Consider the following 25,602-nt stretch of genomic DNA (forward strand, 5'->3'; position numbering starts at 1 on the left):
GGCACGGGCCTGCCGGTACGGCGTCCTCGGTGCCTTCGGCTGCCTCGGGCGTCGTCCGGCCGTGGGTCAGGTGCCGGGCGAGGGAGATCACAGCCGGCGACGTGCCTGCGCCCCCGCTTCCGCCAAGGCGCCGGCCACCCCTGGCCGAACTTCGTCCGGACCCTGCGCCACCGGGACACGACCGGCGCCGTGGAGGAACTGCCCGACATCGAGTCCCTGGCCGCCTGGGTACGGCAGTGCGGCCCCTGCCCCGCCGAGACCGGCGACGCCGATGCCGTCCCGGTGCGCACGGCGCAGGAACTGCGCGAGGCGGTCCACCCCCTGATGGGCGCCGCCCGAGCGGACCGAGCCCCCGACGCCCGGGCCCGCGAGCAGGTCGACCGGGCCACCGCACACGCCGTTCCCGTGCCCGGCCCCGGCCCTTCGGACCCGCTGGAGCGGCAGGCCGACGACCCCGTCCGCGCCACCCTCGCGCTCATGGCCCGCGACGCCCCGGACCTGATCACCTCCCCGGCACCCGCCGCTGGCGCTCCCGGGCCCCCGGCCGCATCGACGTACCTCGAAACGTCGGCGGCGAACCTATACTCCGGATGCATGACCGACACCGTCCTCTCCCCGGATCCGGAGCTGGTCGGCGCATTGCGGGCGCTGTCCAATCCGATGCGGCTGCAGATACTGCAGTGGCTGCGCGAGCCCGAGCGGCACTTCCCCATGGAGGCGGCGATCGCCGATCCGGCCGAGGTGGGTGTGTGCGTGAGCCACATCCAGGCGAAGGCGGGACTGGCCCAGTCCACCGTGTCGGCCTATATGGCCGAACTCCAGCGCGCCGGGCTGGTGCGGGCGACCCGCGTCGGCAAGTGGACCCACTACAAGCGGGACGAGCAGCGCATCGCCCACCTCGTCGCGGAACTGGGCCAGACGCTCTAGCCGCCCCAGCTCCACCCGCATGACTCTCCCTCATGGCCCTCCCCTTGTCGTCATATCGGAATTCTGCGATATTTCGATTGAGTGATGTGATCCAATCCATGAGGAGGCGCACGATGACGGGCGACAGGCGTCTTGGGCTCGGCACGTTCGGGATCTACACCTTCGACTTCGAGCACCAACCAGCCGCACTGATCCGGGACTCGGTCCAGGAGCTGGAGGAACTGGGCTGGCGAGCGCTGTGGATCCCCGAACTGCTCGGGCGGGACGCGTTCAGCCACGCCGGCTATCTGCTCTCCTGCACCGAGCGGCTGAGCGTCGTCAACGGCATCGCCCGCATCTGGTCACGCGAGGCGCGGTGGACGTACGGCGCCGCTGCGCTGCTCGCGGACGCCTACCCCGACCGGCACGTCCTCGGCCTCGGCTTCGGCGGTCAGCCGCGCCCGGGGGTCAAGCCGCTCGCCGCCATGTCCGCGTACCTGGACGAGCTGGACACCCTGGAGACGAAGACGCCCAACCCACGCCCCAAGACCCCGATGCGGCGCCTGCTGGCCGCGTACGGCCCCCGGATGCTGGAGCTGGCGCGCGAGCGCGCGGACGGGGCCCAGACCTACCACGTGAACACGGCCCACACCGCCCAGGCGAGAGAGATCCTCGGCCCGGACGCCTTCCTCGCCGTCGAGCACGCGGTGATCTTCGAGACCGACCCCGACCGGGCCCGCGCCCTCGCGCGCGAGCACCTGCACGGCTACCTCAACACCCCGTACAACCTGGCGAAGTTCCGCAGGCTCGGCTACACGGACGACGACCTCTGCGCCGGCGGCAGCGACCGCCTCGTGGACGACCTCGTGTTCTGGGGCGACCCGGACACCGTCGTACGGAAGCTGCGCGGCCACACCGGGGCGGGCGCCGACCATGTGACCGTGCAGGTGATCGGCATCGAGCCGGGCACCTCGGCGCTGCCACAGTGGCGCCTGCTCGCCGAGGCCCTGCATGATGACGGAAACGCCCGGGGCCCAGCCCCACGCCAGTGAAGGGTTCGCCCCGTGAGCAGCATCCAGCCCCCCGAAGGATCCGACGGGGGACCGGAGGACCACTCCTCCATATCCGACGAGCAGTGGGCGAAGTTCCTGCGGGACACCGCCGAAGGCGACGGCGCCGCCGCGCCGAAGGAGCCGTCGGCACGGGCCAGGATGATGAACCGGCGACTGCGGAACGTACTCAAGGCAGAGCGGAAGGGCCGGAGGCCGAAGGGGCGCGCGTTCCGCGACAGGGCCGGTGCGGTGATCCCGTGGATGGCCGTGGCGGCCGTCGTGCTCGTAGGCGCCTACCAGCAGGGCCTGTTGTCGTGGGACAGGCCGCCCGCGTCGGGCCCGGCCAAGGCCGTGGCACTGCCGGGAGGCGGGACCTCCGACGGCGATCAGTGCGGAACCAAGGGCCACCACCACTTCCCGCTCCCCGCAGCCGCCTCCTCACCCGCGCCGCAGGCCACCCCACACCCCGGCCCGCAGCTCGAACTCGGCTCCTACGGCTACTCGCAGCCCGGCCGCACTCCCGGCGGTTTCTCCATCGGGCTGCTCTTCGCGCAAGGCCCGAAGGGACCCCTCAAGGTGTCCCGGACCCTGGGCGGGGAGGGAGCCGCGGTGGAGATCGAGGGCCCGGACGGACTGGTCGCCGGCGCACACGGCCTCCCCGTCACCTGGAACTCCCCCGGGAAGACCGGCCGCGAGGACAAGACACACATCGACCTGACCGGCGGCGGCAGCGGAGAGATCACGCTGCCGGTACGAGCCCTGTGCCCGGGCTACGACGGCAACGCCGTGTGGAAGGGGCTCCAGCCGCCGATCGACTCCTCGAACACCATCACCGGACAGCCGACCTACACCCTGACCGTGTCCGTCCGCGATCCGGGCATCGGAGAACTGCGCAAGTCGATCGGCGTTCCGGTCGGCGGCAACCTGCTCAGCGCGAACAACCTCGTTCCCGACGGCCCCTGAACACGGCGTCAGCGAGCGCTGGTTGAAGCGCTGTCGCCCTGGCCGCCGAACCGGTCGCGCAGCTCGCGCTTGAGGATCTTGCCGCTGGCGTTGCGCGGCAGCTCGTCGACGAACAGGATCCGCTTGGGTGCCTTGAAGGAGGCGAGTTTCTCCCGTACGTGGGAGATGAGCTGGTCCTCCGTCACCTCGCCTCGTGGGACGACGACCGCGGTGACGGCCTCGATCCACCGCTCGTCGGGCAGGCCGATCACGGCGGTCTCGGCGACGGACTCGTGGGCGTAGAGGGCATCCTCGACCTGGCGCGAAGCCACCAGCACGCCACCGGAGTTGATGACGTCCTTCACCCGGTCGACGATGGTGAAGTAGCCGTCCGGGTCGCGTACCGCGAGGTCGCCGGAGTGGAACCAGCCGTCCCGGAAGGCCTCGGCGGTCTCCTCGGGCTTGTCCCAGTAACCCTCGCACAACTGGGGTGAGCGGTAGACGATTTCGCCGGGCGTGCCGTCGGGCACGTCCTCTCCCTTGTCGTCCACGACACGTGCGTCCACGAACAGGACGGTCCGGCCGCAGGAGTCCAGCCGGCCCTCGTGCTCGTCGGGCCCGAGCACGGTGGCCAGGGGGCCGATCTCGCTCTGCCCGAAGCAGTTGAAGAAGGCCAGTCCGGGCAGGTGTTCCCGCAGCCGCTGGAGCACCGGCACGGGCATGATCGACGCGCCGTAGTAGGCCTTGCGCAGGCCGCTCAGGTCCCGGGTGGTGAAGTCGGGCCGGTTGGCGAGGCCGATCCACACGGTGGGCGGCGCGAACAGGCTGTCCACGCGGCCCGCCTCGACCAGGTCGAAGAGGAGGTCGCCGTCGGGCGCGTCCAGGATGATGTTGGTCGCGCCGACCGCGAGGTAGGGCAGCAGGAACACGTGCATCTGCGCCGAGTGGTAGAGCGGCAGCGCGTGCACGGGCCGGTCGCCGGCACTCAGGTCGAGGGCGGTGATCGCGCTCAGGTACTCGTGGACCAGCGCCCGGTGGGTCATCATCGCCCCCTTGGGCAGGGCGGTGGTGCCGGAGGTGTACAGCAGCTGCACCAGGTCCTCGGTGCGCGGTTCGGGCCCGTCGTACGGGGGTGCCTCGGCCAGCCGGGCGAGGAAGGAGTCGTCCGAGTTTCGCAAGGGCAACATCCGTACGCTGTCGGGCAGTTGCCCAGCGATGTCCGGATCGGCGAGCACCAGCGTGCTGCCCGACTGGCCGACGATGTACGCCAGGTCGGCGCCGGTCAGGTTCTGGTTGACCGGCACGTGGACCAGGCCGGCGCGGGCGCAGGCGAGGAAGGCGATCAGGTAGGCGTCGGAGTTGTGGCCGTAGGCGCCCACCCGGTCGCCTGGGGCGAGCCCCTCGGCGCGGAGGAGGCCCGCCGCACGGGAGACGGCGGCGTCGAGTTCCTCGTACGTCCAGGTGCGTTCGCCGTACTCCAGCGCGACGCGCGCCGGGGTGCGCCGGGCGCTGCGCCGCAGCACCCCGTCGACCGTGCTGCCGTGTCCCTGCGTCATGACAGCCGATCCTCGGCCCACCGGAGGCGCGGGTCAAGAACCTCACACCAGCCGTGTGCGGCCTTCCCAGTACGGGTCCCGCAGGCGCCGCTTGTACAGCTTGCCGTTGGGGTCGCGGGGCATCTCGGTGATGAAGTCGACGCTCTTGGGCCGCTTGTAGCCGGCGAGCCGCTCCGCGCAGTGGTCGAGGAGGGCGCCGGCGAGGGCCGGGCCCGGCTCGTACCCGGGAGCGGGTTCCACGACGGCCTTGACCTCCTCGCCCCAGTCGTCGTGCGGGATGCCGAAGGCGGCGGCGTCGGCGACGGCGGGGTGGGCGAGGAGCACGGACTCGATCTCGGCCGGGTAGATGTTGACCCCGCCGGAGATGATCATGTCGATCTTGCGGTCGCGGAGGAAGAGGTAGCCGTCCTCGTCCAGGTAGCCGAGGTCGCCGACGGTGAAGAAGTCGCCGATGCGGTTCTTGCGGGTCTTCGCCTCGTCCTTGTGGTACGAGAACCCACCGGTGCTCATCTTCATGTAGACGGTGCCCAGTTGGCCGGGCGGGAGCCGGTTGCCGTCGTCGTCGAAGACCGCGAGTTCGCTGATGGGCCAGGCCTTGCCGACCGTGCCGGGCTTCTTCAGCCAGTCCTCGGCGGTGGCGAAGGCTCCGCCGCCCTCGCTGGCCGCGTAGTACTCCTCCACACAGTGCCCCCACCAGTCGATCATGGCCCGCTTCACATGGTCGGGGCAGGGGGCCGCGCCGTGGATCGCGTGCCGCATGGACGAGACGTCGTACCGGCCCTTCACCTCGTCCGGGAGGGCCAGGAGGCGGTGGAACTGGGTGGGGACCATATGGGTGTGGGTGCACTTGTGGGCGTCGATGAGGCGGAGCATCTCCTCAGGAGTCCACTTGTCCATGAGCACCAGGCGGTGTCCGATGTGCAGGGACGCGCCCGCGAACTGGAGGACGGCCGTGTGGTAGAGCGGCGAGCAGACGAGGTGGACGTTGTCGTCGAAGGGCCTGATGCCGAAGATGCCGAGGAAGCCGCCGAGGTAGGCCTCCTCTGGGGCCTTGCCGGGCAGTGGGCGGCGGATGCCACGGGGGCGTCCGGTCGTACCGGAGGTGTAGTTCATGACCCAGCCGAGCGTGCGGTCCGCGGGCGCCGACTCGGGCTGTCCGTCGAGGAGTTCGGGGTACGGCCGGAAGCCCTCGACCGAGCCGACCGCGTAGCGGTGGGTGGCCGGCAGGTCGGCCTCGTCGGCGGCGTGGCTAGCCGGAGCGGCGAAGCGCTCGTGGGCGATGAGCACCTTGGCGCCGGAGTCGGCGACGATCCAGGCGATCTCGGGGCCGACCAGGTGGTGGTTGACCGGGACGAGGTAGAACCCGGCCTGGCTGGCGGCCAGATAGGCGGTGAAGAACTCGACGCCGTTGGGCAGGACGACGGCGAAGGCGTCGCCACGCCCGAGGCCTGCCGCGCGCAGCCCGTGGACGAGCCGGTTGGCGGCGGCGTGCAGGCGTCCGGCGGTCCACTGCTCGCCGTCGGGGGCGATCAGCACGATGCGGTCGGGGTCCTGGGCGGCCTGGGCCCAGAAGCCGGCGGGGGGTGTGCTCACGACTGGCCGCTCCTTCCGGCGATGCGGTTGATGCGGTCGACGGCCTGCTCGAAGCCGCGGGTGAGGTCGTCGAAGACGGCCTGGACGCTGCGTTCGCTGGTCATCCGGCCGACGATCTGGCCGACGGGCGTGCCGAGCAGCGGCTCGACCTCGTACTTCTGGATCCGGGAGACCGCCTCGGCGACCAGCAGGCCCTGCAACGGCATGGGCAGCGTGCCGGGCCCGCCCGGGTCGTCCCAGGCGTCGGTCCACCCGGTACGCAGCTGACGGGCGGGCTTCCCGGTCAGGGCGCGGGAGCGGACGGTGTCGCCGGACCCGGCGGCCAGGAGCTTGCGGGTCAGGGCGGGCGAGTGGAGGTCCGCTTCTGTGGTGGTCAGCCATATGGAGCCCAGCCACACACCCTGAGCGCCGAGGCTGAGGGCTGCCGCCACCTGCTGTCCGCTGCCGATGCCTCCCGCGGCGAGCACGGGCAGCGGATCGACCGCCTCGACCACCTCGGGGGTGAGCACCATGGAGGCGATCTCACCGGTGTGGCCGCCGGCCTCGTAACCCTGGGCCACGACGATGTCGATGCCCGCCTCCTGGTGCTTTCGGGCGTGCCGGGCACTGCCCGCGAGCGCGGCGACCAGGATGTTCCGGTCGTGGGCGCGGGCGACGACGTCGGGGGGCGGGGAGCCGAGGGCATTGGCGAGCAGCCGCATCGGGTAGTCGAAGGCGACGTCGAGCTGGGTGCGGGCGACCTGTTCCATCCACCCGGTGATGCGCCATCTGGACGCCTCACCCTCGGCCAGCTCCGGCACGCCGTGCTGGGCGAGGGTGTCCCGCACGAACTGCCGGTGCCCCTCGGGGATCATCGCCTCGACGTCCGCCTCGGTCAGTGTTTGATCTTTCGGGGCTTCCACCTTCTTCGCGGGCATCACCACGTCCAGCCCGTACGGCCTGCCGTCGACGTGCCCCTCGATCCAGTCGAGGTCCCGTTTGAGGTCGTCGGGGGCGGTGTAGCGGACCGCGCCGAGCACGCCGAAGCCGCCGGCCCGGCTGATGGCCGCGGCGACGGCGGGGAACGGCGTGAAGCCGAAGACGGCGTGCTCGACTCCGAGTTTCCTGCTCAGCTCCGTCTGCATGGGCGCAGGATGCCGCAGTCCCCCGGACGACGGAAGAGCTTTTCTGATGCTCCGTCAGTTACCGCGGCAGATTTTGCTCCGCCGGACTCATGTTCACCCCGGGGGGCGCGCAGGCCTCATTGACATGTCCCGCACCCGACAGGACAGTTTCACGATGACCGATGAGGTGGCCACCGGACTCACCCGCCGTCAACTGGGCGCCCTGACCCTGGGCGGTGCCCTCACCCTCGCCGGCTTCCCGGCCGGCCCGGCCGAGGCCACATCCACCTCCGGCCGTCGCACCCTGCGGCACGGCTCCCCGGAACAGGCCGGACTCCTGGCCACGCACCTGCGCGGACTCGTCACCGATGCGGAGGCGTTTCTCGGGCCCTCCCCCCAGCACCCCTGGTACGCGGGCGCCGTCCTGCTCGCCGGACGCGGCACCACCGTGGCACTGCACCAGCCGATCGGCATGGCGGTGCGCTATGCGGGATACGACGACAAGGCCGACACCGGAATCGAGTTCCCGGCCGACCAGCAGATCCCGATGTCCGGGGACACCGTCTTCGACCTCGCCTCGGTCTCCAAGCTCTTCACCTCACTGCTCGCCGTGCAGCAGCTGGAGCGCGGGGCTCTGGAGCTGGAGGCGACCGTCGCCTCGTACCTCCCGGACTTCGGCCGAGCCGGCAAGCAGGACATCACGATCCGCCAACTCCTCACCCACACCTCGGGTTTCCGCGCCTGGCTCCCGCTCTACAACGCGCCGACGCACGAGGAGAAACTCCGCCTCATCTGGAACGAGGCGCCGCTCAATGCGCCCGGCACGGTCTACCTCTACTCGGATCTCAACCTGATCTCCCTCCAGCTCGTCCTGGAGAAGACCACCGGCCGCACCCTCGACGTCCTCCTGCGCGAGGAGATCACCACCCCACTCGGCCTGGACCGCACCCGCTACAACCCGCCCGCGTCCTGGAAACCGACGATCGCCGCCACCGAGGTCGCCCGCCCGCCCTGGTCGGGGCTGGACCGCGGGCTGGTGTGGGGCGAGGTGCACGACGAGAACGCGTACAGCCTCGGCGGAGTCGCGGGCCATGCGGGGGTGTTCTCCTGCGCCTGGGACCTCGCGGTCCTCGGCCGCACGCTGCTCAACCGCGGCGCCTACGGCCGTACACGCGTCCTGGAGCCGGAGTCGGTGGACCTGATGTTCACGAACTTCAACACCGCCTTCCCCGGCCACGACCACGGCCTCGGCCTCGAGCTCTACCAGCACTGGTACATGGGCGCGATGGCCACCCCGCACACCGCGGGCCACACGGGCTTCACCGGTACCTCGCTCGTACTCGACCCGACGACCGACTCCTTCCTCGTGGTGCTGGGCAACTCCGTTCATCCGGTGCGCACTTGGCGGTCGGGGTCCGCACCCCGGGTCGCCGCGGGCACCCATCTGGCCCGCGCCGTACCCGTCCGCCCGGCCCAAGACCGTACGGCCTGGTTCTCCGGAACGGCCAACGCCACCTCGGCGACGCTGACCCTGCCCGCGGTCGACACCTCGCCCGGTGACGCACGGCTGTGCTGCGCCCTGTGGTGGGACACCGAGCCCGCCTCGGACGCCCTAGCCCTGGAGGCCACCACGGACGGGGGCACCACCTGGCAGCCGGTGCCGTTCACCACCACGAGCCACGGCGCACAGCCGCAGGAGCACCCCACGGGCTCGGCGAGTGGCTGGTCCGGCCGCGTCTGGCACCGGCTGACCGCCGACCTGCCGGCCGCCCGCCGGCTCACCGTGCGCTGGCGGTACACCACGGACAGGCTGTACGTCGGCCGCGGCGCCTACGTGGACGCATCGCGCGTCGAGGCCGACGGCGAGGTCGTCTTCGACGAGACGCGGCCGGCCGACGCGGCACGGATCCAGGCTGTGGGGTGGACGGCTTCGGCCGACTGACGCCCACCGCCGGGGCGCACTACCCCTCCAGCACCGCCATCGCCGCGTTGTGCCCCGGCACCCCGCTCACCCCTCCCCCGCGCACCGCGCCCGCGCCGCACAGCAGGATGTTGGCGTGCCGGGTCTCGACGCCCCAACGGCCGGTGCTCTCCTGGGCGTAGGGCCAGGACAGGGCACGGTGGAAGATGTTGCCGCCGGGCAGGCGCAGGTCGCGTTCGAGGTCCAGCGGGGTCTTCGCCTCGATGCAGGGGCGGCCGTCGACGTCCGTGGCGAGGCAGTCGGTGAGGGGTTCGGCGAGGTGGGCGTCGAGCTGGGCGAGGGTGGACTTCAGCAGTTCCTCGCGTACGGCGTCGTTGTCCCGGGCGAAGAGCCGGGCGGGGGTGTGCAGGCCGAACAGGGTCAGTGTCTGGTAGCCCCGCTCGGCGAGGTCGGGGCCGAGGATGGTGGGGTCGGTCAGGGAGTGGCAGTAGATCTCCGAGGGCGGCGCGGTCGGGAGTTCACCGGCGGCGGCCTGGGCGTGGGCGGTGGCCAGCTGCTCGTAGCCCTCGGCGATGTGGAAGGTGCCGGCGAAGGCCTCGCGGGGGTCCACCGAGGGGTCGCGGAGCTTGGGGAGCCGCGTGAGCAGCATGTTGATCTTGAGCTGGGCGCCCTCGGCCGGCTCGGGTGCGGAGTCCCCCGTCAGGGCTGCCAGTTCCTGCGGGGAGGCGTTGACCAGGACGTGCCGGGCGGCGGCGACCCCCTCGCCGTCGGCCGTGCGGTAGGTGACCTCGGCGGTGCGGCCGTCGGTGTCGATGCGGACCGCCTCGTGTCCGGTCACGAGTTCCGCGCCCGCCTCGCGCGCGGCGGTGGCCAGGGCGTCGGTGAGGGCTCCCATGCCGCCGACGGGCACGTCCCAGGCGCCGGTGCCGCCGCCGATGACGTGGTAGAGGAAGCAGCGGTTCTGGGCCAGGGAGGTGTCGTGCGCGTCGGCGAAGGTGCCGATCAGCGCGTCGGTGAGGACCACACCCCGGACCAGGTCGTCGGTGAAGTTCTCCTCGACGGCGACACCGATCGGCTCCTCGAACAGCGCCCGCCAGGCGGTGTCGTCGTCGATGCGGCGGCGCAGTTCGTCACGGGTGGGCAGGGGCTCGGTGAGGGTCGGGAAGACACGCCGGGCGACCTCGCCGGTCATGCCGTAGAAGCGCTGCCAGGCGTCGTACTCGCGCTCACCGCCGGTCAGCCGGGCGAAGGCCTCACGGGTGCGCTGCTCCCCGCCGCCGACGAGGAGTCCGGTGGGCCGGCCTCCGCGCTCCACGGGGGTGTACGAGGAGATGGTGCGCCCGCGGACGCGGAAGTCGAGACCCAGATCGCGCACGATCTTCGACGGCAGCAGGCTGACCAGGTAGGAGTAGCGCGACAGGCGGGCCTCCACCCCGGTGAACGGGCGGGTGGAGACGGCGGCGCCACCGGTGTGGCCGAGCCGTTCCAGCAGCAGCACGGAGCGGCCGGCCTGGGCCAGGTAGGCGGCGGCGACAAGGCCGTTGTGGCCGCCGCCGACGATGACGGCGTCGTACGTCCGGGTTCCCTCGTTGGCAGGCATGGTTCTTCGTAACACGTGATGATCTACGGCGGCCAGAGGCATGCCGGACGTGTCGGCGCACGGGTCAGGGTGCGGGCCGGTGTCCGCCGGACGCCCGCTGCCGGCTCAGTACGGCGACCCTGCGGTACAGCTCGACGGCCTCGGCACCGCGGCCGAGCTGTTCCAGACAGTGGGCCTCGTCGTTGCGGCTGGCGAGGGTGTCGGGGTGGTCGGGCCCGAGGACGATTTCGCGGGCCGTGGCGACCCGCCGGTACTCGGTGAGCGCGTCCGCCCAGCGGCCCAGCCAGCCCAGGGCGACTGCGACCTCGCGCCGGCTGACCAGGGTGTCCGGGTGGTCGCTGCCGAGGACGCGTTCACGCAGCGCGCAGACATCGCGGGCCTCGGCGAGGGCCTCTTCCCAGCGCTCGAGGCGGCCGAGGTTGACGCCGAGGCCGTGGCGGGCGCGCAGGGTCTCGGGGTGGGTGGCGCCCTGGACGCGGGTGCGGTCCTCGATCAGGTCGCGGTAGAGGCGGAGGGCGTCCGCGCTGCGGCCGAGCCGGCCGAGGCTGATGCCGGCCTCGTAGCGGGCGGCGAAGGTGTCCGGGTGGTCGGCGCCGAGGGTGCGGGCGCGGGCGGCGGCGACCTCGCGGTAGGTGCGCAGCGCCTCGTCCCAGCGGCTCAACTGGCCAAGGGCGTAGGCAACTTCGTAGCGGGTGACCAGGGTGTCGGGATGGTCGGGGCCGAGTACCCGGGCGCGGGCGGCGGCCACGTCGAGGGCCATGCGGTACGAGTCCTCCAGGCGCCCGAGCCGGCTGAGGTTGAAGGCGAGGTTGTGGCGGCAGCGCAGGGTGTCGGGATGGTCGGGGCCCATGACGCGCATCCGGGCGGCCAGCACCGAGGTGTAGCCCTGGTGGGCCTCGAAGTGACGGCCCAACTGGCCCAGTACGTAGGCCGTTTCCTGGCGGGTGGCCAGCGTGTCGGGGTGCTCGGGGCCGAGGACGCGCGCCCGGGCCGCGGCGACGTCGGTGTAGGTGCGCAGCGCGTCGGCCGCCCGGCCGGTGCGGCTGAGGGTGAAGGCGGCCTCGTAGTGGCTGGCGAGGGTGTCGGGGTGGTCCGGGCCGAGGAGTGCCGCCCGCTCGGCGGCGACGGTCAGGTGCACGTCGCGTGCCTCGGCCCAGCGGCCGCGCCGGGCCAGGCCCAGGCCTTCGTGGTGCCGTGCGGTGAGGGCGGCGACGGCGTCCGGTGCCGGCCGGGAGAGGACGGCGACCCGGGCCCCGGCGGTCCAGGCGCCGCGCAGGGCCGCGCCGGGGTCCGGCGGGACGGCGCGCAGTCCGGCACCGACCGCCTTGTGGCCGGTGGTCATGCCCCGGGTCCACGCCGGCAGGCGTGTCTCGTGCGCGGCCGTCTCGCCGGCGCGCGACCGTCCTGTCACGACCGTCGGCACGTACCCGGCCGCCGTACGCCCCGCGGCCAGGCGACGCCCCAACTCGGTGGCGTCGTACGGCCGTTCCTCGGGCTGTTTGGCCAGCAGGTCGAGGACGATCCGTTCGAAGGGCGCGGGCAGTTCGGGGCGGTGGTCGCGGGGCGGGCGGGGCGGGGTGTCGCGGTGGCCGATGAGGACCGCCCAGGCGTCGTCCAGGTCGAACGGCGGTGCCCCGGTGGCGATCTCGTACAGGACGCAGCCCAGCGAGTACAGGTCGCTGCGCTGGTCGACCTCGGTGCCGCCGATCTGTTCCGGGGACATGTAGTGCGGTGTGCCCATCGCGATGCCGGTGCCGGTGAGCCGGGCGGTGAAGCCGATGTCGTGGCCGAGGCGCGCTATGCCGAAGTCGCAGATCTTCACGGTGCCGTCGGTCAGGCGCACGATGTTGGCGGGCTTCAGGTCCCGGTGCACGATGCCCTGTTGATGGGTGTAGGCGAGGGCGGCGGCGACCTGTTGCGCAATGTCGATCACATCGTCAAGGGGCAGTGGATGCCCCTTGTTGTCCTCAAGGAGCCGGCTCAGGTCGCGTCCTTCCAGCAGCTCCATGACGAGGTACAGGACGCCGTCGTACTCGCCGAAGTCGTGGATGACGGTCACTCCGCAGTGCGAGAGCGCGGCGGCCACTCTGGCCTCCCGGCGGAACCGCTCCCGCAGGACGCGGGTGAAGGACGGGTCGTGCTGCGGGCCGAGCGGCTTGAGGCACTTCACCGCGACCTGGCGTCCCAGGGACTCGTCGCGGGCCCGCCACACCTCGCCCATCCCGCCCCGCCCGATCAGGTCGAGCAGTCGGTAGCGGTACTGAATCAGCCTGTTCTCCCCCATTGCGCGCCGTCGCCCCCGTCGCTGTCCGCCCCGCCCCCTGGGGGACATCGCCACGTGCCGCGACCGCGTGGAACACGGCCCGATCCGTGACACACCCCCCTGCTCGTCCAGTATGGCGGCCTATCGCCCCGGTTTGTACGGTGCCGGTCGGGTGTCCGGACCGAGCCTCGCCATGGCCCGCAGGATGTGTTTGGGCGGCAGCTGCCAGCGCAGACGTGCGGGAACGCACCGCAGAAGAGCGCCCGCGGCGTGCAGCCGGCGGGTGACGACGGCGGGCCGGGGAGCCGGTCTGCCGTACAACTCGTGGGCGTACGGGGGCAGGGAGGCGTACGCCAGCTGCGCCACGCGCCGCCACAACACCTCGCGCGCCGGGACCAGGAGAGGATGCGTCGGCGGGCGGAGAAGGAAGTCGTCCACCGCGCGTGCCTCGGGTCCCGCGGCAAGTTCCGGCCGCACCCTCTCGAAGTACGCGGCCAACTCGGCCCGGCCGGCCGGTACGGCGTCCGGGTCGAGGCCCACCAGGCGGGCGCTGACGCGGTGTTCGGCGATGTACCGGTCGGCCTGGGCGTCGGTGAGGGGGTAACCGGAGCGGCGCAGGACGTGCACGTAGGAATCGATCTCCGCGCAGTGCACCCACAGCAGCAGCTCGGGCTCGTCCACGCCGTACCGCTCCCCCGTGTCCGGGTCGCTCACCTGGAGCATGCTGTGGATCTTCCGCACCCGGGCACCGGCCCGCTCGGCCGCCTCGCTGGTGCCGTAGGTCGTCGTGCCGACGAAGTTGGCGGTGCGCATCAGCCGGCCCCAGGCGTCACGCCGGAAGTCGGAGTTCTGCATGACGCCGCGCACGGCGCGCGGGTGCAGCGCCTGGAGGTACAGGGCGCGGACGCCGGCGACCCACATCATCGGGTCGCCGTGCATCTGCCAGGTCACCGAGGAGGGGCCGAACAGCCCCGGGTCGGCATCGGTCATGGGGTCTCACCTCCGCCCTGCGACCACGATGCCACGGCCGCGGAGCGGAGCGATACCGCCGGTTACAGACTCTCGACGAACCGGGCCTCTGGTCGGGTGCGGTCATCCACCTGCGGGCCGGGGACGAGACGGTGCTGGTGCTGGGCACGGAGAGCGACCACGAGCCGCGGCGGCAGCCCGGCTCGGCTCGGCCGCTCCCCTGCACCGGGGGTGCAGCGGGCACGGGATCCTGGCGCACCTGCCGGCCGACCGCTGGACGGCGAAGCGGGCCACGGACTTCGCCGAGGTGATGGGCGCCCCGCTGTCGCTGCTGTTCGACGTGACGCGGACGCCGGGCACGGCGACCACCTTCGGCGCGAACTGTTGGTAAATCCAGCAAAATTCCCGGGTATGCACGTACATTTCCGACCATCGCTTCGAGACGTCACCGGCAGACGGGGGCAAAGGATGGGCACGGACGACCGCGTCCCGGTGACGACCGGGATCGCACGGCTGCACGCGTCGCCCGGCCTCGCCGGGCCCGGCCGGCTCGGTCTGGTGACCAACCACACCGGCGTCCTCCCTGACCTGCGCCCGACCGCGCCCGCGCTGCTCGAGGCCGGCGCGCGGCTGGTCGCCCTGTTCGGTCCCGAGCACGGGCTGCACGGGACCGGCCAGGCCGGCGAGAGCGAGGCCGCTGAGGCGGACCCCGCCACCGGCCTGCCGGTCCACGACACCTACCGGTGCAGCGGCGAGCTCCTCGACAAACTGCTGATCGACAGCGGCGTCGACGCTCTGGTGTACGACCTGCAGGACATCGGGGCCAGGTTCTACACCTACGTGTGGACCATGTTCGACCTGATGGTCTCGGCGGCGCGTACGGGCGTACGGTTCGTGGTCGCCGACCGGCCGAATCCCCTCGGTGGGCTCGTCAGCGAGGGCCCGCTGCTCGACCCCGCGTGGGCCGGCTTCGTCGGACGCGCCCCGGTGCCCGTCCGGCACGGCCTCACCTGTGGCGAACTCGCCCGGCATCTCAACGCGTCGGCCGTGCCCCAAGCAGCGGCCAGCGCGGCCGACTTGACGGTGATCGAGGCTGTCGGCTGGCAGCGCGCCATGGCCGCGGAGGCCACCGGCCTGCCGTGGGTCGCGCCCTCGCCGAACATGCCGACGCCCGCCACCGCCACCGTCTACCCCGGCACCTGCCTGTTCGAGGGCACGAACCTATCGGAGGGCCGTGGCACCACGCAGCCCTTCGAGATCGTCGGCGCCCCGTACATCGACGCTCGGTTCGCGCCCTCGCTCGCCGAACTCGCCCTGCCCGGAGTGCTCTTCCGTGATCTGCGGTACGTACCGACCTTCCACAAACACGCCGGACGGCCGCTGCGCGGGGTCCAGCTCCACATCACCGACCGCGAGCTGTTCGCTCCCGTGCGCACCGCCGTCGCGATGCTCGCCACGCTGCGACGGCTGTACCCGGACGACTTCGCCTGGCACACCGCGGACAGCGGCGCGGAGCAGACCGGCCACCGTCACTTCATCGACCTGCTGTGGGGGTCCGACCGGTTGCGGCACGCCGTCGACGCGGGCGACGACCCGCTGCCGCTGTGCGATCCGCCGGCACCGCCCGGCCGGTGGGCCGGCGACGACGTGCTGCTCTACACGTGAGCCCGCCCGCCCAACCGCCGCCACCCACTGCTCTGCCCGGAAGGACCACACCGTCCCGGAAGGACAACCCCGTCGATGACCGATCGCACAACGACGAGATCCCGGGCCGGGATTCGTGGCTTTCGCGCGGGCGACGGCCCGGAGTTGGTGGAGGCGTGGCGCCGGAGCGCGCCGGCCGACCCGATCACCCCCGACCGCTTCCGCTCCCTGGTGCTGCTCGACGCCAACTTCGATCCGGAGGGGCTTCGGGTCGCCGTCGACGGCGACCGTGTCATGGGCGCCGCCTACGCGGTGCGCCGTCTGACGCCGATGGCCGGCACCGACCTGGAGCCGGAGCAGGGCTGGATCCCGTTCTTCTTCGTCGACCCGGCAGCCCGCGGGCGCGGCCTCGGCCGCCGGCTGCTGAGCGACGCCCTCGACTGGCTGGACGGCCACGGCCGTAACCGGGTGGACTTCTCCTCGTACACGCCGAACTACATCCTCCCGGGCCTGGACGGGGAGGCGTACCCGGAAGCGGCCAAGCTCCTCGAGTCCCTCGGCTTTCGCACTCTGTACGAGGCGGCGGCGATGGACCGCGGCCTGGTCGGCTATCGCCTCCCGGAAGATGTCGCGTGCCGCGCGGGCGAACTGACGGCGCGGGGCCACCGGTTCGTCACCCCGTCCGACGACGACCTGGTGGACCTGGTCGCGCTCGCCGGGAATCACTTCAACGCGGACTGGGCGCGCGCGATCCGGGAGTGTCTGGCCGCGGGCACGCCGCTCGACCGGATCGTCGTCGCCCGAGACCCTGCGGGCCGCCTGGTGGGCTGGGCGATGCACGGCGCGTACGAGTCGGTGGACGAGCGGTTCGGCCCGTTCGGTGTGCTGGAGGAGATGCGCGGAACAGGACTTGGCAAGGTCCTGCTCCACCTGGTCCTGGAGCGGATGCGGGCGCGCGGTGCGCACTGCGCGTGGTTCCTGTGGACCGGCGAGCGGTCCCCGGCGGGCCACCTGTACCGAAAGGCCGGTTTCACCACGACCCGGGTGTTCCGCGTGCTGCGCAGGGAGGCCGCCCGATGACAACGCCGTCACGCCGCACCGGGGCCCCAGGCGGCCTGAGCCGTCGTCACTTCGCGCTCGCGCTCCCCTCGGCGCTGCTCGCCGCCGGATGCGCCGCGCCGTACCAGGGCACCGGGCGGCCCGGGGATCCGATCGTGCTCACCCTGCTCTCCCACTACGCGAGCGGGGAGCTCAAGGAGGCCCTGCAGGGGCCGGTCGACGAGTGGAACGCCACGCACGACCGGGTCAAGGTGCGGACGAAGGCCGTCGAGTTCACGGACCTGCTGACCACGTTCATGGTCCGGCAGGCCGCGGGCCAGGGCGCCGACATCCTCCACCCGTACTGCCTGTGGAACGGCCAGCTCGTCCGGGCCGGCGTCCTGCGGCCCGCTCCCGCCGAGCACGCCGAGGAGATCAGGCGCGGCTACGGCGGCGCCGCGGTCGGCGCCGCGTCGGTGGGCGGCAAGGTGTACGGCTACCCCACCGAGGTGCAGACGTACGCCCTCTACTACAACGAGCGGCTGCTGCGCGAGGCCGGTGTCGCCGGCCCCCCGCGCACCTGGCGGGAGCTGGAGGAGACGGCCTACCGCACCGCCGAACAGGACCGGTACGGCAACACGCTGGTCCAGGGGTTCGGGCTGTCCACCTACGACGACTCCACCACCGTCGGCCAGACGCTCGCCCTGCTCAACGCCGCCGGCGGAAGGTTCGTCTCCGCGGACGGCAGGAGCACCGCCATCGACTCGCAGGCCGGCCGGGCCGTGTTCGATCTGGAGCACCGCCTCGTCGCCAGAGGTGCGAGCGCGCCCGGCGTCAACGTCTACAAGGCGTTCGCTTCCGGCCAGGTGGCCATGGTGGTCAGCGCCGGCTGGTGGACCGCGGACCTGAAGGGCCTGATGGGCAAGGACTACCGCGACGTCGGCGTCGCGCCCGTGCCCGTCCCCGAGGCGGACGACCGGCGCGCCACGCTCTCCACCGGCTTCATGCTGGGGGTCAACACGGCCAGTGAACATCCCAATGAGGCCTGGGAGTTCCTGCGCTGGCTCAACACCGACAAGGTGGGCGTGAAGAGCGCCGGGAAGGGCGCGACGGCCACCCGGATGAGCGCCTTGCAGGTATCCGTCGGTTCCCTGACCGGCCGCGCCGACGACATGCGGACGCTCCTCGGCCAGGGCGGCGATCCGAACCTGCGCCCGTTCCTGGACGCGCTGGCGTACGCGGTGCCGGAGCCGAACGTGCCGGGCGCGCAGCAGGCCAAGTCGCTGCTGCGCAAGAACATCGAGGCGTTGTGGACCGGTCAGCAGTCGGTGGACGAGGCGCTGCGGACCACCCGCCGTCAGGTCGATCAGGAGGTGTCGCGCTCATGGTGAACGCCCTGGCGCCGGAGACGACCGAGCGAGTGCCCGGCCCACGCTCCGCCGGGCCCGCCGTCGACGGTCGCGGACCGACCCGGCGCCGGCGCCGCCAGGCCGTCGTCGCCTATCTCTTCCTGACGCCGACTCTGCTGTTCTTCGCGGTCTTCCTGATCCTGCCGCTGGGCTTCGCGCTGCTGCTGTCGACGTCCCGCTGGGCCGGGTTCGACCTCGGCGACATCGATCCGGTCGGACTGGACAACTTCACCGGCCTCTTCGCGGACGGATCGACGTTCCTGGCGCCGGTCCTCACCAACACGCTGCTGTTCGCCCTGGGCACCGTGGCCCTCGCGCTCGCCGGGTCCGTGGTCGTCGCCACCTGCATCGACAACCTGCGGTTCCAGGGGCTGTGGCGCACGCTGTACTTCCTGCCGATCGTCACGACCGTCGTCGCCGTCGGCAACGTGTGGAAGTACATGTACGAGCCGGGCGGCCTCGTCAACGGCGTCCTCAACGCCCTCGGGCTCGACTCGGTGGCGTTCCTCCAGGACCCGGGCACCGCGCTGCCCTCGGTCGTGGTCGTACAGGCCTGGGCCTCGGTCGGCTCGGCGATCCTCATCCTGACCGCCGGGCTGAAGTCCGTTCCCGAGTCGTACTACGAGGCCGCCGCGCTCGACGGCGCCGGGCCCGTCACCGTTTTCTGGAGGATCACCCTGCCGTTGCTGCGGCCGTCCCTGCTGTTCGTCTGCATCACCCAGTTCCTCACCGGACTGCAGTCGTTCGCGCTGATCATCGTGATGACCAAGGGCGGGCCGGGAGACGCGACCAACGTGGCCGCGCTGGAGATGTACCGGCAGGCCTTCTCGTACGGCGACTGGGGCACCGCGAGCGCCGCCGCCTTCGTTCTGTTCGTGGTGGTCCTCGTGGTCACGCTGGCGCAGTTGTGGATCTTCCGGCGCAAGGGGGAGGACGCATGAACCGCCGCCGCTTCCCGTGGTTCTCGTATCTGCTGGTCGTGACCGGCGCCGTGCTCACGGTGGTGCCGTTTCTCGACATGGTGATGACGTCCTTCAAGGGGCCCGGTGAGTCCGGCACGCTGCCGTACCGGTTCCTGCCCGAGGCGTTCGACCTGTCCAACTACCGGGCGGCGATCGACCAGCTCGATCTGGCGGTGCTCTTCCGCAACAGCGTCGTCGCCACCGCCGTGATCACCGGATCGGTGCTGCTCACATCGTCGCTCGCGGGCTACGCGCTCGCCAAACTCCGCTTCCCCGGCCGGGACTTCGTCTTCCGCCTCGTGCTGTCGACGATGATGTTCCCGCCGTTCCTCTTCTTCATCCCGCACTTCCTGATCCTGGTGCACTGGCCGCTAGCGGGCGGCAACGACCTGTTCGGGCGCGGCGGCGCGGGCCTGACCGTCAGCATCGTGGCGCTCGCCATGCCGTTCCTCGTCAACGGCTTCGGGATCTTCCTGATGCGCCAGTTCATGGTCTCGATCCCGGACGAGGTCCTGGAGGCCGCGCGCATCGACGGGGCCGGCGAGTTCGCCGTGTGGCGGCGGATCGTGGTGCCGCAGACCAAGCCGGTCCTGGTGACACTCGGACTGCTGACCTTCGTCGACGCCTGGAACGAGTACATCTGGGCGCTGCTCGTCTCGACCGCCAACCCGGACGTGATGACCCTGCCCGTCGGCATCCAGCTCCTGCAGGACTACGTCGACCCCACCCGCACGATGCCCATCGTCATGGCCGGACTCGTCCTGAGCATCCTGCCGGTCCTGATCCTCTTCCTGCTGCTGCAGAAGTACTACATCCGCGGCGTCATGCTCAGCGGGCTCAAGTAGAGGGCGAATACCGGACCAGCTCGTGTTCGTCGGCGATGGGCGCGATCAGCAGGCCAGGGCGCCGCCGACCTGCCGGGAGGCGTTGAGGACGCCGCTCGCGGTGCCGGCACGATCCGTCGGGACCCGGTCCAGCAGCAGAGCGGTCACGGCCAAGACGGCGAGGGAGCCGCCCGCGCCGACCGGGATCATCAGCAGGACCACGAGCCGGGTCGGCGCCGAGGCCGGTGCGAGGCTCAGGACCAGCAGGCCGGCGGCCGCTACCGGTCCGTGGTCGACACCTCCTCGCCGGCCCGACCCGCGAGCACGGCTCAGCCGCCGACGAGGGCGACGAGCCTGATGAACACCAGGTCCGGATCGACGGCGAGATCCACGACCTCGTCGAGATCCTCGACCTGGCGTTCGCCGGCCAGCACGAAGAACCCGTTGGCCAGGAAGGCACGCTCGGCGATCTCGGCCTGGCGCTCCCAGTCGATACGCCGGGGCTCGCGGAGCCGGTAGCCGTTCAGCTCCGTCTCGGCGTCGTCGGGGCGGACGAGGCCGTTGAAGCGGTCGCTCGGGCGGGCGTTGTGCCGGGCGACCTCCTCGCGGACGCGGAGCCTGATCAGCTCCCGTACGGTCATCCGTTCCGGCAGCCCGGCGACCTGCCACTCGGTGACCGGCTTGCCCGTCGCGGTCTCGTCCCGGAACGTCACGGTGGCCATCAGGCACCTCGCTTGATCTGCATGAGGATGGTCTCGTCAGTGATCTTGGTGTCGGCGGCGAGCAGGAACGCCTTGCTGAGGATGAGGGAGAGCCGGTCGTCCTCGAACGGCAGGTACACCTTGCCGTCACCCGAGCGCCCTGCCGGGACGATGCACAGATAGCTGTCGTCCGGTTCCATCAGGATGTTGGCCGAGCCCAGATGGATCTTGTACGTGCGCACCTCGCCGCGGACGACCAGGAAGCGGCCGTCGAGCGTGCACCGGTCGGCGATCTTCAGGCGCGGCAGGATCCGCTCCAGGACGTCGCGGCGGGCCTCGGCGCTCTCCGTCAGCTCGGCGAACCCGGCCCGCTCCCAATAGGTGCGCCCGGGGCCGCCGTCGGTCCAGTCGGGATCGGCGGCGATCGAGGTGACGCCGACGAAGAGGTCCACGTCGCGCATCGCCTCGCTGAAGACCAGTGGAGGCACATGGGCGAGCGGCGCCTCTCGCCAGGCGCCCTGCATCCGGCGGTCGAAGCGCACTTGGCCGGTCGAGGCCAGCTCGTCGTTGCCCGCCCAGTCGGCCCAGCGGTGGAAGAAGCGGACCCGCCACTCCCCCGCCGCGAGAGTGCGTTCGGCCTCGTCGCCGTCCCCGCCGTCCCAGGGGCCGAGCAGGTCACTCTCCCATCCCCGGGCCCGGAACAGGGCGAACATCCTGCGGTAGTGGACGAGGTGGGCGGCGAACCGGTTGGAGTGGACGCGGGTCTGCTCCTCGGCCGGGGTGAGGAGGTAGATCTCGCGGAACGCCTGCTTGAAGGGCTGCAGTATGCGCCGCTCGGTGAGCAGGTCCCGCCAGGCCCGTACGGCGTGGGGTTCGGAGCGGAGCGGGTGCCAGAGCCGTACGGAGGTCTCGTCGGGCGCGTCGGGAAGATGTTCGTCCGTCTCGGGCAGTACGGCCCGCCACTCGCCGGGTGCGACCTCGATCTCCCAGATCAGTCGGCGTACCAGGGTTCGGGCGAGAGGGTGCCCAGCCAGCTCGGTGCGCCACCAGCCGTAGGGGTGAACGGCGTCGACGGTGAAGCCGCCTTCCAACGCGCGTAGGAGTGTGACGAGTTGGGCGTTCACCCGCTTCACCAGGTCGCGCAGCTCCTTGACCAGGGCGGCGTGGTCGCGGCGGACCGGCGCCGGGACGCTTCGCAGCGGGCGGCCGTCCTTCTCCCAGGTCAGGGTGGCGGTCTCGGTGACCGTGACGACGGCCTGGTAGTCGCCGGCCGTGCGGTGCAGGAGGCCGTCCTCATCGAACTCCAGCCTGGGCAACCGCAGTGCCACGTCGGTGCGTTCGGCCAGGGCCGCGTCGACCTTCTTGAGCATCTTGTCGAGCTGCTTGGGCACCCCTGCGTGCCGGACGGTCCGGCGGACGGTGCGGATCGCGGTCACCAGCTCGGGCGTCGGGAAATCCTGTGCGGCGCGGACCACTTCGTACAGCAGGGCCTGCGAGGGAAGCGTCTTCGCCGCTGTCGGGGCGAGTGCGACGCCGGGCAGCAGCCGCTCGAACAGTTCCGGCAGCCAGGGTTCGTCGCGCAGCAGTGCCACCCGCAGAGCCTGTCCGAGCGAGGTGATCTCCCGGTCCGTGAACGCCTTGTCGGCTCGGTAGGGGATCTCACCGTCCCGGATCGCGTCCGTACGGTCGGCAGCGGCTTCCAGCGCGCGGCGGGCAAACGCGACATAGGCGGGGCTGTCGGCCGACCTGCGCCACGCGGACAAGAGCGGCGAGACGAACCTGTGGTCCCGGTCGATGTCGGACAGCAGCGCCCGTTCGGCCGGGGGGAGGCCGGCCATGACGGCGATTTCGTCCGCGACGATGGGGCCCACATCAGCAGAGAGGCGATCCACGACCGTGCGCAGGGTCCGGTCGCCGGCGAGCCCGGCGACCGCGAGCAGCGCGTACGGCTGACGCACGGTGTCCTTCTCCAATCGGAACTCGACCAGTCGACGGGCCGGTTCGGACACGTCGGGCAGCGGCCCCGTGCAGAACTCCAGCGCACTCAGGCCGAGGGTGAGGTCCGCCCAGCCGGACTCCTCGCTCCGTTCGACGAGTACTTCGAACATCCGGCGGCACGCGTCGGGCGTGTAGCGCGGCTGCCGTTCCCCGGCCGCTTCCTCGACCGCGAAGCGGACCGTCGTCATCGTGTGCCTGGCCGAGGCCCTTACCCGGTAGGCCGCCACGAACAGGCTGCCGAGCTCCTCGTCGGAGACCTGTGACAGGTCCGGGTTCCTGTCCTGGTCCTCGAGTGTGAAGTCCGGGTCGGTCAGCGCGCGCGTCAGCCGGGCTGCGAGGTCCATCAGGCGCCCCTCTTGATCTGGCGGAGGATCGTATTGTCGGTGATCTTGGCGTCGGCAGCGAGCAGGAACGCCTTGCTGAGGATGAGGGAGAGCCGGTCGTCCTCGAACGGCAGGAAGACCTTGCTGTCGCCCTTACCACGTGACGGGACGATGCACAGATAGGCGTCGTCCGGTTCCATCAGGATGTTGGCCGAGCCCAGATGGATCTTGTACGTGCGCACCTCGCCGCGGACGACCAGGAAGCGGCCGTCGAGCGTGCACCGGTCGGCGATCTTCAGGCGCGGCAGGATCCGTTCCAGCGCCGCCCGGCGGACCTCGGCGCTCGCCGTCAGCGCTCCGAACGTGGCCGTGCGCCAGTAGCCGGTGTAGCGGTCCTCGCCCCGGTCGGTCCAGTCGGGATCGGCGGCGATCGAGGTGACGCCCACGAACAGGTCGACGTCCCGCATCGCCTCGCTGAACACCAGCGGGGGCACGTCGGCGAGCGCAACTTCCCGCCAGCGGCGGCCGTCCCGCCGCTCGAAGCGGACCTGGTCCGTCGCGGCGTGCTCGGGCGCGTAGCCGTCGTCGTCCGGGGCGGGCTCGTGGTGGAAGCAGGCCCGCCACGCGCCGTCGCCGAACTCGGCCCGCGCCAGCCCGTCGTAGCCGCCGTCGTACCGGCCGAGGAAGTTGGCCTGCCAGCCGCGTTCCTTGAACAGCGCGTAGAGCTGCCGGTAGTGGACGATGTGCGCGGCGAACCGGTTGGAGTAGACGCCGGTCTCCTCCTCCGCGGGGGTGAGCAGGTAGATCTCCCGGAAGGCCTGTTTGAACGGCTGCCGCAGCCGCTCGGCGACGAGTCGCTCCCGCCACGCCCTGATGTCGTCCGTCGACGCCCGTATCGGATGCCACAACCGGACGCGTTCGGGCTCACCGGGCGGCTCGGCCATCGGTGCCACCGCACGCCACTCGCCGTCCGCGTCCTGGAACTCCCAGATCAGGCCGCGCACGAGGGTCCCGGTGACCGGATGGTCGCGGTAGTAGCGGCACCACTCGGCGTACGGCCACTCGCGCCCGGCCGACATCAGCGCCTCGACGCGGGCCCGCTCGCCCGACAGGGTCCCCCGCACCTCTTTGGCCAGGGCCTTCAACTCCCGCAAAGCGTCCGGGAATTCGTTCTTCACCGCCGCCGGAGCCGTACGGGACGTTCCACCGTCGGGGCGGGTGAAGGCGAGCCGCACGCTCGCCGCTTCCTCGATCGCCACCCGTACCCGGTATCCCCCCAACTCCCGTTCCAGCGAGCCGTCCGGCGCCAGGCCGTGGTCCGGCACGCTGCGCTCGATGAGCTGCTCCGCCGTGATGCCCTGCTTCCCGGCTGCCGTCACCAGCGCGGTGTCGAGCTGCTTGCGCAGGGCCCGGTGCCTGATCCGGGACCGCAGCCGCCACAGGGCCTCCAGCGAGGCCGGATCGCCGGTCTCGGCCAGCGCGTTGATCGCCGCACCCGCGAGCTTGAGATCCTCGATCACCTCTGCTCCGGGGCCACCGGCCCGCAGAGCGAGTGCGCCGAGATGCCGCACCGCGGCCGGGGCGCCGGTCAGCACGGCCGCCCAGACGACGCCGCGTGCCAGGTCCCCGTCGTTCTGCTGGACGAGGTAGTGGTAGTGGTAGCCGTGGTGGAACCAGCCGGTGTGCGCACCGCTTCGACTGCTGCACAGCGGATCGTCCTCGGCCAGCGCGCGCAGGACGTCGGCCACGAGGTCCCGCGCCGACGCCGCGTCCGCGAGTTCCAGGCACGTCCGCCGCCACTTCTGCGCGGGACGCGGCCCGGACAGACCCGCCAGGTGCCGGACGAAGTCGGCCAGCTCCGGCGTCGGCAACGTGTTCGCGCGGTCGCGCAGCGGGGCGGCCCAAGGGGCGTACGGCGGGATCAGCCCCTCGGGGATGTGCGCCTCGTCCACGCTCGTGAGCAGCGCACGGAGACGTTTGACGAGGGGCCCGCGCAGGTGCGCGGGAGCATCGCCGCTCATGAGCTTCCCGTGTGCGTGCCGCAGCCACGGCGCGACTGCACGGCATCCGTCGGCGCCGAGCCGCTCGACGGCACTCAGCGCCATCCCCAAGGAACCGGCGGACCAGAAGCCCATGTCGAACTCGGTCACACGGACCAACATCACCGCGACCTCGTCCGGCGTCCAGCCGTGCACCCGCGAGATCACGGTTCCGATCTCGGAGTCGTACCGCCGGAATCCCGTGTCGTCGAAGCGGGAGGCCAGCATGAGGCACAGGGCCGCCGCCCTGCCCTCCTCCTCCGAACAGGCCGCAAGCCGACCGTCGATCTCGGCCTGGGTCGCTGCGCTCATCGCCTGGATTCGCTCGAATTCCTCCGGTCCCCGCAACGCCGTGGAGGCGTCCCACCGGGGCTCCGTCCGCTGACGTTCCAGAAGGTCGACGAGCCAGCGCACGCGGTCGAGCGCGGCGGACCTCACGTCGTCGAGTGAGTCGTTCCTACGGGATTCGGCCACCAAGGCGTCGTAGAGCATGGCGGGATGATGGCAGGGGGGACTGACAATGCCTCAGGCACCGAGGACGAAACGTGTGACCAGTTGGCATCACGCAACGTTCGTGCGGCTCCGCAGCCGGAAGTGACGCGGCGCCTGGTGTTGGCGAACGCCGGGTCGGGTCAGGCCGGTCGGCTCGGCCCGCGATCCCTCGGCTCCGAGAGGCCGTACCGGACGGCACGACGAGCACCCGACAGGGTGCGTGGCATGCGCATTGCTGGGCCGTTGAGCCGAGCAGCGTCCCCGTGA

General features: G+C 71.6%; 19 protein-coding genes. 9 read left to right on the forward strand and 10 right to left on the reverse strand.

What is annotated here, in order from left to right:
• Window positions 1-105 precede the first annotated feature (105 nt).
• From ACWC5O_RS17920 to ACWC5O_RS17930, 3 genes are all read left to right on the forward strand, one after another.
• Window positions 106-927 carry an ABATE domain-containing protein gene (locus ACWC5O_RS17920; RefSeq protein ID WP_450587749.1) on the forward strand — a complete coding sequence of 274 codons (822 nt, stop codon included), beginning with the start codon at window positions 106-108 and terminating at the stop codon, window positions 925-927.
• 113 nt (window positions 928-1,040) lie between these two features.
• On the forward strand, window positions 1,041-1,958 hold the full coding sequence (locus ACWC5O_RS17925) for a TIGR03620 family F420-dependent LLM class oxidoreductase (RefSeq protein WP_450587661.1): 918 nt from the start codon (window positions 1,041-1,043) through the stop codon (window positions 1,956-1,958).
• Window positions 1,959-1,970: 12 nt separating this feature from the next.
• Complete coding sequence (locus ACWC5O_RS17930) at window positions 1,971-2,921, forward strand: hypothetical protein (RefSeq protein WP_450587663.1); 951 nt, start codon at window positions 1,971-1,973, stop codon at window positions 2,919-2,921.
• 8 nt (window positions 2,922-2,929) lie between these two features.
• On the opposite strand, the gene ACWC5O_RS17935 is transcribed toward ACWC5O_RS17930, so the two are convergent.
• Genes ACWC5O_RS17935 through ACWC5O_RS17945 form a run of 3 tightly spaced genes read right to left on the reverse strand, consistent with a single transcriptional unit; the run spans window position 2,930 to window position 7,173 of the window.
• Window positions 2,930-4,456: an acyl-CoA synthetase gene (locus ACWC5O_RS17935; RefSeq protein ID WP_450587664.1), complete on the reverse strand. Its 1,527-nt coding sequence runs from the start codon at window positions 4,454-4,456 to the stop codon at window positions 2,930-2,932.
• 42 nt (window positions 4,457-4,498) lie between these two features.
• Window positions 4,499-6,049 (reverse strand): acyl-CoA synthetase, encoded by a 1,551-nt coding sequence (locus ACWC5O_RS17940; protein WP_450587666.1) that lies wholly within the window; start codon window positions 6,047-6,049, stop codon window positions 4,499-4,501.
• Window positions 6,046-7,173 (reverse strand): nitronate monooxygenase, encoded by a 1,128-nt coding sequence (locus tag ACWC5O_RS17945; RefSeq protein ID WP_450587668.1) that lies wholly within the window; start codon window positions 7,171-7,173, stop codon window positions 6,046-6,048. The genes ACWC5O_RS17940 and ACWC5O_RS17945 overlap by 4 nt, the downstream gene beginning before the upstream one ends.
• A 154-nt stretch (window positions 7,174-7,327) precedes the next feature.
• Here ACWC5O_RS17945 and ACWC5O_RS17950 point away from each other — a divergent pair, with 154 nt between their 5' ends.
• Window positions 7,328-9,094 carry a serine hydrolase gene (locus ACWC5O_RS17950; protein ID WP_450587670.1) on the forward strand — a complete coding sequence of 589 codons (1,767 nt, stop codon included), beginning with the start codon at window positions 7,328-7,330 and terminating at the stop codon, window positions 9,092-9,094.
• 19 nt (window positions 9,095-9,113) lie between these two features.
• On the opposite strand, the gene ACWC5O_RS17955 is transcribed toward ACWC5O_RS17950, so the two are convergent.
• The 3 genes from ACWC5O_RS17955 to ACWC5O_RS17965 all read right to left on the reverse strand — a co-directional run bounded on the left by ACWC5O_RS17955 (window position 9,114) and on the right by ACWC5O_RS17965 (window position 13,926).
• Window positions 9,114-10,673, reverse strand: a complete 1,560-nt coding sequence (locus ACWC5O_RS17955) for a phytoene desaturase family protein (RefSeq protein ID WP_450587672.1) — start codon at window positions 10,671-10,673, stop codon at window positions 9,114-9,116.
• A 64-nt stretch (window positions 10,674-10,737) separates the two neighbouring features.
• Entirely contained in the window at window positions 10,738-12,957 is a 2,220-nt protein-coding gene (locus ACWC5O_RS17960) for a tetratricopeptide repeat protein (protein WP_450587674.1), read from the reverse strand.
• A 120-nt stretch (window positions 12,958-13,077) separates the two neighbouring features.
• Entirely contained in the window at window positions 13,078-13,926 is an 849-nt protein-coding gene (locus tag ACWC5O_RS17965) for an oxygenase MpaB family protein (RefSeq protein WP_450587675.1), read from the reverse strand.
• A 447-nt stretch (window positions 13,927-14,373) separates the two neighbouring features.
• Between ACWC5O_RS17965 and ACWC5O_RS17970 the strand changes: the two genes are divergently transcribed.
• The 5 genes from ACWC5O_RS17970 to ACWC5O_RS17990 all read left to right on the forward strand — a co-directional run bounded on the left by ACWC5O_RS17970 (window position 14,374) and on the right by ACWC5O_RS17990 (window position 19,803).
• On the forward strand, window positions 14,374-15,570 hold the full coding sequence (locus ACWC5O_RS17970) for an exo-beta-N-acetylmuramidase NamZ family protein (protein WP_450587677.1): 1,197 nt from the start codon (window positions 14,374-14,376) through the stop codon (window positions 15,568-15,570).
• Window positions 15,571-15,645: 75 nt separating this feature from the next.
• On the forward strand, window positions 15,646-16,629 hold the full coding sequence (locus ACWC5O_RS17975) for a GNAT family N-acetyltransferase (RefSeq protein WP_450587678.1): 984 nt from the start codon (window positions 15,646-15,648) through the stop codon (window positions 16,627-16,629).
• On the forward strand, window positions 16,626-17,978 hold the full coding sequence (locus tag ACWC5O_RS17980; protein ID WP_450587680.1) for an ABC transporter substrate-binding protein: 1,353 nt from the start codon (window positions 16,626-16,628) through the stop codon (window positions 17,976-17,978). The genes ACWC5O_RS17975 and ACWC5O_RS17980 overlap by 4 nt, the downstream gene beginning before the upstream one ends.
• Entirely contained in the window at window positions 17,972-18,937 is a 966-nt protein-coding gene (locus ACWC5O_RS17985) for a carbohydrate ABC transporter permease (protein ID WP_450587682.1), read from the forward strand. The genes ACWC5O_RS17980 and ACWC5O_RS17985 overlap by 7 nt, the downstream gene beginning before the upstream one ends.
• Entirely contained in the window at window positions 18,934-19,803 is an 870-nt protein-coding gene (locus tag ACWC5O_RS17990) for a carbohydrate ABC transporter permease (RefSeq protein ID WP_450587684.1), read from the forward strand. The genes ACWC5O_RS17985 and ACWC5O_RS17990 overlap by 4 nt, the downstream gene beginning before the upstream one ends.
• Before the next feature lie 45 nt (window positions 19,804-19,848).
• Here the strand turns inward: ACWC5O_RS17990 and ACWC5O_RS17995 are convergent, their stop codons facing one another.
• From ACWC5O_RS17995 to ACWC5O_RS18010, 4 genes are read right to left on the reverse strand one after another with little or no spacing between them, the layout of a single operon-like run.
• Entirely contained in the window at window positions 19,849-20,115 is a 267-nt protein-coding gene (locus ACWC5O_RS17995) for an MFS transporter (RefSeq protein ID WP_450587751.1), read from the reverse strand.
• Entirely contained in the window at window positions 20,112-20,504 is a 393-nt protein-coding gene (locus ACWC5O_RS18000; protein ID WP_450587686.1) for a hypothetical protein, read from the reverse strand. Before ACWC5O_RS18000 ends, ACWC5O_RS17995 begins: the two co-directional genes overlap by 4 nt.
• A complete protein-coding gene (locus ACWC5O_RS18005) occupies window positions 20,504-22,825 on the reverse strand; it encodes a DUF4132 domain-containing protein (protein WP_450587688.1) in 2,322 nt (773 codons plus the stop codon). Before ACWC5O_RS18005 ends, ACWC5O_RS18000 begins: the two co-directional genes overlap by 1 nt.
• Window positions 22,825-25,335, reverse strand: a complete 2,511-nt coding sequence (locus ACWC5O_RS18010; protein ID WP_450587689.1) for a DUF4132 domain-containing protein — start codon at window positions 25,333-25,335, stop codon at window positions 22,825-22,827. The genes ACWC5O_RS18005 and ACWC5O_RS18010 overlap by 1 nt, the downstream gene beginning before the upstream one ends.
• Window positions 25,336-25,602 lie beyond the last annotated feature (267 nt).

The organism is Streptomyces sp. NPDC001450 (genome assembly GCF_053597295.1).

What these genes read in the sequence shown, in the direction of transcription:
- ACWC5O_RS18010 (WP_450587689.1), bottom strand. Translation starts at nt 25,335, where the DNA reads ATGCTCTACGACGCCTTGGTGGCCGAATCCCGTAGGAACGACTCACTC.
- ACWC5O_RS17935 (WP_450587664.1), bottom strand. Translation starts at nt 4,456, where the DNA reads ATGACGCAGGGACACGGCAGCACGGTCGACGGGGTGCTGCGGCGCAGC.
- ACWC5O_RS17985 (WP_450587682.1), top strand. Translation starts at nt 17,972, where the DNA reads ATGGTGAACGCCCTGGCGCCGGAGACGACCGAGCGAGTGCCCGGCCCA.
- ACWC5O_RS17975 (WP_450587678.1), top strand. Translation starts at nt 15,646, where the DNA reads ATGACCGATCGCACAACGACGAGATCCCGGGCCGGGATTCGTGGCTTT.
- ACWC5O_RS17955 (WP_450587672.1), bottom strand. Translation starts at nt 10,673, where the DNA reads ATGCCTGCCAACGAGGGAACCCGGACGTACGACGCCGTCATCGTCGGC.
- ACWC5O_RS17925 (WP_450587661.1), top strand. Translation starts at nt 1,041, where the DNA reads ATGACGGGCGACAGGCGTCTTGGGCTCGGCACGTTCGGGATCTACACC.
- ACWC5O_RS17990 (WP_450587684.1), top strand. Translation starts at nt 18,934, where the DNA reads ATGAACCGCCGCCGCTTCCCGTGGTTCTCGTATCTGCTGGTCGTGACC.
- ACWC5O_RS17950 (WP_450587670.1), top strand. Translation starts at nt 7,328, where the DNA reads ATGACCGATGAGGTGGCCACCGGACTCACCCGCCGTCAACTGGGCGCC.
- ACWC5O_RS17960 (WP_450587674.1), bottom strand. Translation starts at nt 12,957, where the DNA reads ATGGGGGAGAACAGGCTGATTCAGTACCGCTACCGACTGCTCGACCTG.
- ACWC5O_RS18000 (WP_450587686.1), bottom strand. Translation starts at nt 20,504, where the DNA reads ATGGCCACCGTGACGTTCCGGGACGAGACCGCGACGGGCAAGCCGGTC.
- ACWC5O_RS17970 (WP_450587677.1), top strand. Translation starts at nt 14,374, where the DNA reads ATGGGCACGGACGACCGCGTCCCGGTGACGACCGGGATCGCACGGCTG.
- ACWC5O_RS17980 (WP_450587680.1), top strand. Translation starts at nt 16,626, where the DNA reads ATGACAACGCCGTCACGCCGCACCGGGGCCCCAGGCGGCCTGAGCCGT.
- ACWC5O_RS17945 (WP_450587668.1), bottom strand. Translation starts at nt 7,173, where the DNA reads ATGCAGACGGAGCTGAGCAGGAAACTCGGAGTCGAGCACGCCGTCTTC.
- ACWC5O_RS18005 (WP_450587688.1), bottom strand. Translation starts at nt 22,825, where the DNA reads ATGGACCTCGCAGCCCGGCTGACGCGCGCGCTGACCGACCCGGACTTC.
- ACWC5O_RS17965 (WP_450587675.1), bottom strand. Translation starts at nt 13,926, where the DNA reads ATGACCGATGCCGACCCGGGGCTGTTCGGCCCCTCCTCGGTGACCTGG.